The 12,188-nt window shown below is 37.7% G+C and carries 11 protein-coding genes and 1 other RNA gene; 2 read left to right on the top strand and 10 right to left on the bottom strand.

Annotated elements, in window-relative coordinates; translation table 11 throughout:
* Positions 1–61 precede the first annotated feature (61 nt).
* From HC000_RS09740 to HC000_RS09700, 9 genes are all read right to left on the bottom strand, one after another.
* Positions 62–436, bottom strand: coding sequence for a hypothetical protein (locus HC000_RS09740; RefSeq protein WP_179807556.1), 375 nt, complete (start codon positions 434–436; stop codon positions 62–64).
* Positions 437–536: 100 nt separating this feature from the next.
* A complete protein-coding gene (locus HC000_RS09735) occupies positions 537–842 on the bottom strand; it encodes a helix-turn-helix transcriptional regulator (RefSeq protein WP_179807555.1) in 306 nt (101 codons plus the stop codon).
* 141 nt (positions 843–983) lie between these two features.
* The gene (locus tag HC000_RS09730; protein WP_179807554.1) at positions 984–1,877 is read right to left on the bottom strand and encodes a hypothetical protein; all 894 of its coding nucleotides are present in this window, start codon (positions 1,875–1,877) and stop codon (positions 984–986) included.
* 6 nt (positions 1,878–1,883) lie between these two features.
* Entirely contained in the window at positions 1,884–2,867 is a 984-nt protein-coding gene (locus tag HC000_RS09725) for a DGQHR domain-containing protein (protein WP_179807553.1), read from the bottom strand.
* 205 nt (positions 2,868–3,072) lie between these two features.
* Positions 3,073–4,077, bottom strand: a complete 1,005-nt coding sequence (locus tag HC000_RS09720) for a TniB family NTP-binding protein (RefSeq protein WP_179807552.1) — start codon at positions 4,075–4,077, stop codon at positions 3,073–3,075.
* Between the two features lie 2 nt (positions 4,078–4,079).
* Positions 4,080–5,903, bottom strand: coding sequence for a Mu transposase C-terminal domain-containing protein (locus tag HC000_RS09715; RefSeq protein WP_087530672.1), 1,824 nt, complete (start codon positions 5,901–5,903; stop codon positions 4,080–4,082).
* Entirely contained in the window at positions 5,896–6,525 is a 630-nt protein-coding gene (locus HC000_RS09710; protein ID WP_087530673.1) for a TnsA endonuclease N-terminal domain-containing protein, read from the bottom strand. The genes HC000_RS09715 and HC000_RS09710 overlap by 8 nt, the downstream gene beginning before the upstream one ends.
* A 133-nt stretch (positions 6,526–6,658) precedes the next feature.
* Positions 6,659–6,755, bottom strand: an RNA gene (gene ffs, locus HC000_RS09705) — signal recognition particle sRNA small type.
* 138 nt (positions 6,756–6,893) lie between these two features.
* Positions 6,894–7,763, bottom strand: a complete 870-nt coding sequence (locus HC000_RS09700; protein ID WP_179807551.1) for a DUF3014 domain-containing protein — start codon at positions 7,761–7,763, stop codon at positions 6,894–6,896.
* 172 nt (positions 7,764–7,935) lie between these two features.
* Between HC000_RS09700 and HC000_RS09695 the strand changes: the two genes are divergently transcribed.
* Positions 7,936–9,081, top strand: a complete 1,146-nt coding sequence (locus tag HC000_RS09695) for a patatin-like phospholipase family protein (RefSeq protein ID WP_011328667.1) — start codon at positions 7,936–7,938, stop codon at positions 9,079–9,081.
* Between the two features lie 38 nt (positions 9,082–9,119).
* Here the strand turns inward: HC000_RS09695 and HC000_RS09690 are convergent, their stop codons facing one another.
* Positions 9,120–11,093 (bottom strand): cation:proton antiporter, encoded by a 1,974-nt coding sequence (locus HC000_RS09690; RefSeq protein WP_179807550.1) that lies wholly within the window; start codon positions 11,091–11,093, stop codon positions 9,120–9,122.
* A gap of 129 nt (positions 11,094–11,222) precedes the next feature.
* On the opposite strand from HC000_RS09690, the gene HC000_RS09685 reads away from it, so the two are divergent.
* The gene (locus HC000_RS09685) at positions 11,223–12,119 is read left to right on the top strand and encodes a GGDEF domain-containing protein (protein ID WP_179807549.1); all 897 of its coding nucleotides are present in this window, start codon (positions 11,223–11,225) and stop codon (positions 12,117–12,119) included.
* Positions 12,120–12,188 lie beyond the last annotated feature (69 nt).

Raw genomic sequence — 12,188 nt, 5'->3', positions numbered from 1 at the left:
GTCATGAACCCAATGCGTGGAATTTAAGTGTTCACGATAAAACCGGAATCGGTGTTCACCATCACCGGAATACGCAAGCTCTTTTCTCTGATGGTTTTTGCCTATCTAACATAGAAACTAGAGTGGATAAAAAACGTTTATATTCATTAATCACATTTTCTTGATTAATTGGCCTTTTAGGATGTGGAGGGATACTTGAAAATACATTTGGTAGTCCGTCTCTAATACATTCTTGATAGTAGAGCATGAATAATAGTGTTATTGCTTGTTTTTCAGACTCATACTTTTTTGCAAGAGTTTCAAAGGTACATTTATTTCCTGCTTCATCTATAACTTCTAGAGCTAACGTTGGAAGGAAACCATAAGACGCTCCAGCTCCTATTAAAAAGTTAAGGTTTTGCTCATATATATCCATTAGCTTGAACTCGCTTGCCATATTTAATTCCTTTTCCTACTTCGATTAGGGGAGCTGATGTAAGTTTTATTCGAACTTCGTTAGTAACCAAATAAAACCAAATGTTCATTGAAAGGCTATTCTATTTTTTATTTTCAATAAGCTGACTGAGCAGTGCTTTTTGTCTGTCTTTGTCCAGCTTACCAAGTGCACAAATTAGTTCAGATAGAATATCTTCTTCACAATAAAAGTATGCTACTGGTACATCTAGCTCTTTAGCAATGCGTTTCATGGTTAAAAAATCAGGGGCATGTTTGCCTTTTTCGTATTGGTTCATGCGAGCACTAGCCGTGTTTGGCTCCATGCCTAACGCCATACCTAGCTGTTGCTGAGTAAGGCCTGCTGCTTTTCTTGCAGACTTTAGGCGTGAAGGTGTTGGAGTTTCCATGTGAACCTTAGCTATAAAATACATATTGCTAAGATTCTCTTAGTATTCAACCCACAAGTGTACTAAGGATATTTTAGTTTATGAAATTTTAAAAATAACCCGATATTTGTTGAATGCTTAAAGAACCATTCTAAAAAGAGGCTAATCAAAGCCAAGACGTTTATCGAATGATAATATTACGCATTTTAGGCAGTGGTAAATATATGAAATACTCGCAGTAACATTCGATTCATGAGGCTGAATGTTACGATTATTAGCCCATGAAAAAGATGATGTTTTATCTCGGATATTTTTATAAAAGATCTCCCCTAGTGTGTCTCCTTTATCACCATAGAAATCAGTGTACTTATAATTCCAATCGTTTCTGACTCTACTTGGTATATGCCACCTTTCATTTTTAGAATCACATATATTTAAAAAAAGTGTTTTATGATGCTTTTGCATATCATTTACATCTAATCTATCCACTACTTCCGATAAGTTTTTCCATACTTCTACGTGCGGCCGAGGGGACTTGGGATAAAAAGATAACTTCACAAAGCCATCATAATGCGAATGCGTAACTTTTACTTGATAACTGAAATTTGACTGTTCTAAATTAATGAATTTGTCAGGTATTACACCATCAGCCCTAGAGAATAAGTTAGCCATATCTTTAGCACTAAAATTAGCAATATAAATACCAAATAATTTAGATATTTCGTTGGACATATAAAAAGCTGAATAATATGCAGTGACTAAAACCCAAGCGACTTGATTATTTTGAGAAATAAGATTTTGAAGACTTTTATTTTGTTCTAATATCCTTCTTCGCCCAAAAAAATAGTCAGAAAACAGAGCCTTCTTGTAAACATCACATCGAATATCAACTTCAAAAGATTTATTAGCATTAAAAGTAAAAGTGAAGTCCTCTCCAATGTCTAATAGTTTCTGCTTTATGGTATCTTTAAAAGCATATTTATCATTAGGTAAAGGAGATAAATTCAATGATGTAATTTGCTTGAGTAATGATTTAGTTAAATCTTCCTGGATCATTTCTTTTTATCCTAAAAGATCATTTGGCTCTTCTAATGTGGAGGAATGAATGTCTAATAATGTTTGTAATTCACTTGCCATTTGACTAATAGTCTGTTGATTTGAGCCACTATGCCTATCAAAATCAATTTTACTTATTCCATCTAAAATATTTTCAAGTGAGCGCTCTTGGTAATTTTTATAATAAGTTAATGATGAAGAACATACATCATCAAATACTTTAAATATAGCCTGAAAAAATGCAGAGCTCGTCATTCTTTTATCATGCCCTTCCATACGATTCAAAATACTAGATACTGCACATAAGTAGTTTTTAATTAATACTTTCTTTTTATCATAATCAAATTTTCTTAATATCTTTCCTTCAATTATTGGGCTAAGAGCACTTTGAAATGGTACATGAGATACTTTTCCTGGAACGGAAGTAGTTGCAGAAGTTTTACCATATAAAGGGGAGTCAATTTCTTCACCAAGTTCTTTGAAAAGTCGAATTAAAACTGCCTCTGGTGATTCTGGTTCGGATAAGAATTTTAAAAGCTCTATACGCAAGGTTTTTGGTACGCCTTTTTGATTGGAATTAATATCCAAAAAGTACTGAACTTCTTGCTTAAGCTCTAGACCTGCGAAAATACATACGGGTAGAAGAATATCTGATTCGCACAAACTTGCTCCGTATAAACGATGCTGCCCGTCTATTACAAATAAGTTTGCTTTTGTATTATCAAGTGTAATTTTTTTACTAGCAGCATCATATTCAATATGACAGCCTGCTTGAGCACTTAATATTATCGAGCCAGGGATGATATTTCCATCATCTAAATATTGAGCAATATCTGAAGCTCTTTTTTGACTTAATAATCGTTGATAACCATCTTTAGGGTTAGAGTCTACTCGCGACACTTCTGATATTTCGAAGATATCTTTTGCTTTCATAACTGTAACATAGCATTGAGTTTCTTCTGTGCCTATATTCCAACCGAACAAATCCATTTTATAACCCTTTATGAACATCTAGTTTCTGATAACTGATTGTTTAGCAAAATACAAAGCAAGTTTTTACTTTAAAATAACTTCTTTGTGGTAACGTACATTTACACTTACTTTAAAGTAAAAGTGCTTCTAAAAACAAATTTTTTATTACACACATACTCCGAGTAATGTAGAAGGTGTTTTTTCGTAAACCATCTAACCACATTTATTTTTTCTTCAACAACTGACTAATCGGCATTCGGTCAGTAAACTTGGTCGCTATAAACGGGTCTTCGTCTTGGGCGCTTTCAGGTTTATATAGTGAATAGCGCTCGACTTCACTTGCTGTAATTTTTGCAACTGGCAAAGTAAATAGGTTTGGTATATCAGGGAAGAGCACATCAAATGCTTTGACCAAGTGTTTAGTCGTGAGGGTTTTTGTGTTGTCTATTAATGCGTAAAGTACGGCATCATCTAAAAAGTATTTTAATGTTCTAAAACAACCTTTTGATAAGGAGAACAAAGCAAACACTGTTGCTTGCTCACTTAAATTTGGCTTTTCGGTGAATGGCATACGGTTGGCTAGGCCAATTATTAACTGCACAAAATGCTTTGGGTTTTCTGATAATTTAAAATATGGCAGCTGCCGCCTTACTAATAAACGCGATGACCATTGAGGTTCGTCTGCTATTTTTTCTGCCCACGGCATACCTACCAATACAATTGATACACCCGCTTCGTCGTTAATATACTTTAATCGGTTAGCAATCTCGCGGCGCTTTTTACCTTGGTTGTGCTCAATTAGCTCTTGGAACTCATCAATAATTATAAGCTCAGTACCACACGTTTTTAAATTTTCAATTAATGATGTCGTTAACCGAGTACCGTTTATTCGTAGCTTACGCTCTGTGCTGCCTACTTGCCCTAAGTCTTTAAGAAGCTCGGCTAAAGTAGATTCTAATGTCGGATTGCTCGGTATGCGGCTGACTAATACAGGGTGATTCATCACTCCATTAATAAATTGCGGTAAGTGACGTTCTTTATACTGTTTTATTAGTGCTGTTTTACCTGTGCCTGTATCGCCATTTAACAGCATGCAAGGCTTTTCACCTGTTAGCCCTTTACCAAGTCTTAATCTGTCAAAGTCGTTAAATACCGTGCTTATTATTGGGTATTCAATAAATACATCGCGAAATTCATTAAGCTTTTCTTTTTGTTTGTCGGTCAGCATAATTAAAATCCATCTAGGTCTGAGATAAAGTCATCCCAGCTATCAGCTGGTTGCTCTTTAGGTGTAACCTTTTTAACCTCTACGTGTTTGCTCTGCGTGATTGATTTTTGTGAGTCACTATTTACATTTTGATGCTTAGCTAATGCTTTACCCCCTTTTACTTTTGAGTGTTTTGGCGCATTTTTTAAACCTTCAAACTCGCTTTGAATTTTGTTATGAATAAACATACGCGCTTTTGCTAAGCCTACATTATCGATAGAGCCCGAAATAAAATCGCGATGAATGCGTATATTTATTTTATGCTGATTCAAACTTAAATTTTGGGTATAACCGTTTGGATCTATGCATGGCACTTTTATGTAATGCTCTAGCTTATCGAGGTAAACGTATATATAAGAAATATCATCGGGGTTTAATTTAATTAAAACTTCTTGAGATACCTTGTGGCTAAATTGCTTTCTATAATTGGCCAGTTCAGTACTGTCGTAGCTTAAGTTTTCTAGCCGTATCCCACCTTTACGAAGCACCCTATGATTTGAAATACTGAGCACAACATCCAGTTGTTGAAGATCATCATTACTCAGCACTGTTGGTGGTAACGTATTAAAGCCTTGATCCCATTGTTGGCTTGGTATGTACTTAAATCGGCTGTCGGCATCTTGATGGTAAACGTCTACTACCCATTTATGAAATAACTGCATAAAGGTCGTAAAGCGCATGATTGCATCTTTTTTGGGATTGTATTCATGCTTTTGTAAAATGTTAGAAAAGGTTTTACCGGGAACAGGGTCTAATAATTCAGTGTTAATTGTGCCGAACATGCGTTCTACAAATGGTTTTAACCAAGGCTTTGCGACAGGGTTATATTGAGTATTAATGCCTATCTCTTCACAAGCAAGTTCAAGGCTGTTACTCCAAAATTCAGCGCCATTATCAACAACGAGAGTTTCAATTTTGCCAGCACACTTCCACTCATTTAGCGTATCTGGGTATAGTTTTGCCACTTCACTTTTAGGTTTCATCGCATTTAGCATTGCTCGCCTTACTGCATCATAGCTGGGTTCGCTGAAACTAAAGTAATAGCCAACAATACAATGGCTATACACATCTACTAACATAGTGAGTGTTGGCCGACCAAGTGGGATATGCAGCTCATCATCTAATAGAATAAGATCAAGCGGTGTATGGTCAATTTCAACTTTTTCGAGTACTCGGGTAGGCCGTGTATGCCCTTCTACTTTATTAAAAGCAATATCAGCAAGGCGCTTACCATAACGAGCAATCATTACTTCGTATTGTGGTAAGTTATCTATTCTGTTTTTAAACGCTTTGTATGTTAAAGGCTTTAAAACACTGCCCACAACACTGTCGTTTTCAATAATAACTAAATCTGCATAATACTTATAAGCAGAAGCCACTGATGGTTTTTCTTTTACTAAGTAACGCTCAAGCGCTTTTTCAAAAAACTTATCGGTGGCTGTATCGCGCTCCCTGTTACCCTTTTTTTGATGGCTTGGAATTAGCGCCATGATATTTTTATCTGCATTGGTATAAGCGCTATACCATCGTGCAGCGGTTCTCCAGCTAGGCTTCTTTTCTCCCTCAACTTCGGGCATTACTTTTAATAAAGGCTCAAGGTTTTTTTGTGTCCAACCGCCTTGAATATTAGCCTCAAGCCATTGAATATATTTAAGCTTAGCAAATGTTGTAGTTTTAATTTTTTCAGGAAGGGCTTGTAAATCTTTGGCGTAATTTTGAGGTAGTTTGGTTTCTGCTTTTGGTAATGGCTGGTTAAATTCATCATCAAACAAACCGTCATTAAACATTGTTAGACCAAATTGCTGTTTCTATTGATATTTCATTTGTAGTTAAGTCGGCAAATAACTGCCCTAGTGATAATAAGCGTAGCACCGTAGCAAGTAGCTCACCGGCAGTTACTTTTAAAAAGTTAACTAACTGGCCCACTTTAATAGAGCCGTATTGCTTAACAAGTTCTAGCACCGATGCTTGCAGCTCTGTTAAAGACTGAAAACCAGAGTAGCGATGCAAAAGCTTTAAGTTATTGAGTGTTGGGTATACACGGATTTGCTTATCAGTAACCAGTATTAAATCGCGTCCATCTTGCTTAGCGATGGCTTGCTTTTCAATAAAACGTGCACGAAAGTCTTCATCGGCAATTTTGCTTTGTGGTTTTACTTCGATAAATTTTTGCGTGCCGTCTGTGTGGATAAGTAAAAAGTCAGGCGTGTAACGACAAATACGGTTATCAAACTGATATTCGTAACCGAGTGGTTGTGCTTCAAATGCGGCTATTGATGGTGAAAATTCAAAATGGAAACAAGCATCAAACTCTAAAGAGGATTCAACTAAACAGGTAGATTTATTTTTTTGACTAGCAAATTTATGGAGGTTTTTAACACGGGAGTGTTTGAGTTTTCTTCTGTACATGTGAGTCAACCATCTAACCATTTGGTTAAATACTAGACTATGCCACCTTATACTTCCAATTTATGCCATCTTTTAGTACAAATATGTCAACTTATACTTCAAACAACACCCAAATGAGGAATTTGGGTGGCAGTCTTACCAGCCACATCTCGGCACACACGTCACAAACTGTGGCTGCTCCCTTCCGGGCCTGACCAGGTTCGCCTGCTAGTGTTGCGAGAGGACCAATAAGACTACCATTGAGGGCCTTGGTTGGCGCGGGAGGGATTATCTCTACTTTTGCTACGTTATTCAAGGGATAATCGAAAAAGAAAGTGCGATTGCATACTTCATATACAATCGCGGCCTTTTAAACTGTTTTATGTTTACTATTTGCTCTCTAACTGCGCTTTAATATTACGCAGTGCCGCTTTTACTTTTTTCATGTTCTCTGGGCCCATACGTAAAAGCTGTTTTTGTGCAGCGGGTAATTGCTCCCACTCTGCAAATGCATATTGGTAGGTTACTGAATCGCGCAGTAATGGTAAGTTACCTTCTGGCTCTGGTGTATCGAGTAATAAGTCGATTGCATCTTCAAGCGTTTGCGTAAACTCATTATCGCCGTAACCAATTTCTGTATAGGCATTATTAATAAGCGGTTTATATTCTTCAAATAAACGCACGGCTTGGGCGGCGCTCATACTAGTAAATATTTTTACATACGGGGTGTAACGTTCATAACTATTAGGATCGATAGTTAAAATATCACCTTCTGTGACACTAAATTTTTCTTCTGGCTTTATTACTGGTGTATGTTTTGTAGCAACTTTGCCCTTTGCTAAATTATCAACAAACACGACACCACGGCGAATAACATCATCGGTAATCATTAGCTTCATTACCGAATCACTTAAGTATTCATCCATTTTTGCCACAACGACTGCATCACTTTCATCAAGTGGTGGTAATTGCACGGCTGCTGGCTCGGCATCACGCTGCGCTGGCATTTCATAATCTTGCGGTTTATCTGGCAATACTGATGGAACATCTAAAACAGGATCATTCTCTGGCTTTAACTCCATCATAGGCTGCTCTACTGGTGCTGGCTCAACCTCAGTAAGCACTTCTGCCTCGTTGCTTGGCTTAAGCAATACAAATGCAGCGGCGCATACGAGTACCACTAAAATAATAATGGCAAAAAGTAGATTGTTATTAGGTGGACGTTTTTGAACATCTGACGCTGATGGTTTATCTGACATACGAACTCCATTAAAATTAAAATGCAATATCACTTAGAGTATTCTAAATGAGTTTAATTCATAGCTTACAGTAAATAATATTAAAAGCAGCTAAGGTATCCTTTGATTCTTCTAGCTTAAAGACTTAAAGTAAATAAATAAAGTAAAGACGTAGAACAGTTTAGTCCCTTATATGAAAATCAAGCAAGTTGATCCTAACAAACCCAAAGTTGCCCTTCTATTAACAGGGGGTGGCGCACGCGCTGCTTATCAAGTAGGCGTACTTAAAGCATTAGCTCATAGCATGCCTAGAACAGCGCCTCTGCCATTTAGAGTAATAAATGGTACATCTGCTGGGGCTATAAACTCTGCGGCGCTAGCTTGCTATGCCTCCTGCGCGCACTTAGCAGTTAGAAAGCTCGAGTCTGTATGGAAGAACTTTTCTACTTCTATGGTGTATAAAAGTGATTTTTTAAGTGTATTTGGTCATATTACTCGTAATATTTTAACCAGTTTTCAGTCAGAACATATAAATCATCCGCCTGCGAGTTTATTAAACAATCGGCCACTGCGTAAATTATTAAACGAAATATTAGATTTACATCGCATTGAACGCAACTTACATCACAATTACTTAGAAGCGCTTTCGATTACCGCCTCTAGTTATACTACTGGTGATTCGGTGGCGTTTTATCAATCTAATACACGCCTACCATGGCAACGCGCTAAACGTGAGGGCCGCGCTACGCGTATTAATGTTGAGCATTTAATGGCTTCGAGCGCCATTCCTATGGTGTTTCCTAGTGTAAATATTTATAACCATTACTTTGGTGATGGCTCTATACATCAGTTATCGCCTCTAAGCCCATCAATACATTTAGGCGCTGAAAAAATATTCATTATTGGTGTTGAGCAGCCTAAAGAGTTACACCCTGTGGGTTACTCTGCTCATTACCCTGGGCTGTCTTCGGTTGCAGGGCATTTACTCGACAGCGTGTTTACCGACACTATGCAATCTGACTTAGAACGGCTAGAGCGAATTAACCGCACCTTAGGCTTGCTGCCAGCTCGCGATAAACACCAAGAACTTAAGCGCATAGAAACCTGCGTGATCAACCCATCACAAAACTTTAATGCTATTGCCGCGCAGTACTACGACGATATGCCATGGGCAATTAAAGTGTTGCTTAGGATCATAGGGGTTAAAAAACATTCGCAATCGAGTTTAACCAGCTATTTATTATTTGAAAAACGTTATACCCAACATTTAATACAAATTGGTTATGAGGATGGCATGAAAAAGCTGCCTGAAATACGTAAGTTTTTAGAGCTAGATTAGGGCGCTGATGCATGCTCGCCCTGCATCATCTAAGTAACTTACTCAATACCATCAAATAAGTAATGCTCTACTCGCTCTACGCGCCTTGGTTTACCTTGCAGTATTAAAATATCGTTGGCTAGTAATATAGTGTGATCTGATGGATTGTCTATTTCATTATTTTGTCTGCGCAGTGCTTTTATAGACACTTTTCGTTTTGCTAAATTAAGCGCCGCAATACTTTTATTAACCGCAAAAGCTTTATCGGGTAGCGCTATTACATGCAAGTATTCAAGGCGTTCATGCGCGTCTTCGTCTACATCAAGGTACTCACCGGTAAAAAAGCGTTGCAATAATTGATAGCGGTTATGCCTTTCGGTGCTAACACGGCGAATAATACGGCTCATTGGTACCCCCGACATAGACAAAACATGCGAAACCAACATTAAGCTAGCTTCAAGGGTTTCTGGCACAACTTCGGTAACCCCCAGTTCTTTTAAACGCTCCAGCTGACTGTCGTCTTTGGTTCTTATTAGTATTTTTACCTCTGGGGCAACTTGCTTGATTGCATCTATTACTATTTGCGTTTGCTCAAACTCAGTAAAGGTAATAATGACTAAACGTGCTCGCTCTACTCCCGCACATTTTAAAATATCTTTTTGTTTAACATGGCCAAATAATATAGGCTCACCAGCCGCTTTACCTTCTTGAACTAAAATCGGATTACTTTCTATTGCTATATAATCAATGGCTTCTGGTTTTAAAAAACGTGCAACCGTTTGCCCCACCCGTGAAAAGCCACAAATAATGACATGATCACTATACAGTGTGCTGCTTTTAGGTTCACTTTCCCACGCTTGGCTTGCACGATCTAGCACGCCAATACGCTTTAAAATAAAAGGTGTTTTATCAATTAAAAAGGGCGTAAGCGCCATAGAAAGCACCCCTAAAGCAATTAAAAACGATACTTGCTGATTAGTTAGTAACTGATGCTGAGCGCCTAGCGCTATAAGTACAAAACCAAACTCCCCCATTTGCCATAGCATAAATGCACATGCTAGCGCGTCTTGTTTTCGCTCGCCCATTAGCTGAGCACTTATTGCCATTACCGCTATTTTTAATACTAATAACCCAACTAATGCGCCAATAATAAGTAAGCTATTATTAAGCACATACATTACATTGAGCTGCATGCCGACAGTGACAAAAAACAACCCCATTAAAATATCTCTAAATGGCCTAATATCTGCCTCAAGCTGATGCCGGTAATGGCTTTCTCCTAGCATCATGCCTGCTAAAAAAGCGCCCAGCGCCATAGATAAACCAAATGAGTAGGTGAGTAAGGCAGCAAATAAAGCCACCAGCAAAGTGGTAAGCATAAATAGCTCGTCGGTTCGTACCAGCGCAATTTCATTAAATACTTTAGGCAAAATCCATTTACCTATAGCCCAAAGTAGTAAACAAACAAACGCCCCTTTAGTGAGCGCAACCGCTAACGCCCAGCTAATACTTTGCGACCCGGTAGCGGCTAATAAAGGTAAAATAATCAGTAAAGGCACAACCGCAATGTCTTGCAATAAAAGTACCCCAATGGCGAGCTGCCCACGGCGTTTATTTAACTCCCCGTTTTCTTTTAATAGCTTAACAACCACAGCAGTTGAGGACAGCATCATAATAACGCCAATTGTAAAACTGGTGAGCAAACTAAAGTTTAGGCAATATAAAATCACAATAAGCACTGTACTGGTTACTACAACCTGCAATGATCCTAAGCCAAATACTATATTGCGCATTGCCATTAATCGCGAAATAGAAAACTCGAGCCCCAAACTAAATAATAAAAATACTATACCTAGTTCAGCTACTAAATCCATTTCGTGAGTTTGCGTCATCCAGCCAACACTGTGACTACCCGCTAAAACCCCTGTTGCTAAATAAGCCAATATAGGGGGTAGCCCTACGCGCTTAAAAATCCATACAAATAAGACAGCAGCGACTAATAAAGTAAAAATTTGAGTATTAATATTTTGCAAATATTACCTCGTTACTTATAAAAACAGCCATGCTTAACTATAGCAATCACCAATTTATCGGCCAGTTTTTAAATGTGGCATAAAATTCGCTTAGTATTATGAGATCATATACTCGGGGGAAATAAATCAATGGAAAATGTGCATATATTGACACAACGTATTGCTGGACGCGGAGAGTTTTTGCCGTTTTCGGCTGAGCATTATCGTAAAAATGAACCGGCAGCAACGCAAGAGCTAGCTGCAAAATTACAAACCAGTTTAATACTCGAAGATATATTAGCTATTTATGCAAAATTTGCAAAACAACTGCTAAATTTTTCAGGTATACAGTTCAAGTCTGCGCTAGGTACAGTGCAAACACCTGATTGCGATATTGATACGCTTTCTTATACTTTTGATTTAATTGTCGAAAATGATAATTTAGGGCAACTAATATACTTTAGTAAATATCCTCTGAGTGTTGCCATAGAACAAAAACTACAATATTTTCATAGTGCGCTGCTCTACCCTTTACGTAATGCGATAATGTATAACAGGGTATTAAAACTTGCCACAAAAGATGCATTAACGGGACTAAGCAATAGAAGTCAATTTAATGACACCTTACTGCAAAAGCTTGAAAACTGCCGCCGTTACCAGCGTCCATTTAGTTTAATGTTGCTTGATTTAGACAGTTTTAAACAAGTAAACGATAACTTTGGTCATAAAGTGGGTGACGATGTACTTAAAGAGTTTGCCTTAGTACTTAATGGCTCTATTCGAGGCACTGACTCTGTATTTAGATTTGGTGGCGATGAATTTGCAATACTAATTGAAGATCCTGAGTTTACTACTAATAAAGTAATAGCTGAGCGCATTATGCAACGCGTTAAAAACTCAAAGATAATGGCGCAGTACTTAGTTACTACCAGTATTGGCTTTACTTTAGCGAGTAGCCAAGACACCGAAAACGATGTTTTTTCGCGAGCTGATAAAGGTTTATATAAAGCCAAAGCAGCGGGACGAAATTGCGCCAAAGCATATTAAGTACAGCAATTAATATTGTTGTAAATAAAAAAGCCTAGCTTCCCCCGCTAGGCTTTTTTATTGCTGCCT

Origin of the sequence: Pseudoalteromonas sp. MIP2626 (assembly GCF_013414205.1) — a bacterium.
In the GTDB taxonomy this organism is placed as follows: Bacteria; Pseudomonadota; Gammaproteobacteria; order Enterobacterales; family Alteromonadaceae; genus Pseudoalteromonas; species Pseudoalteromonas nigrifaciens.
This window is presented reverse-complemented; position numbering and strand designations above follow the sequence as displayed.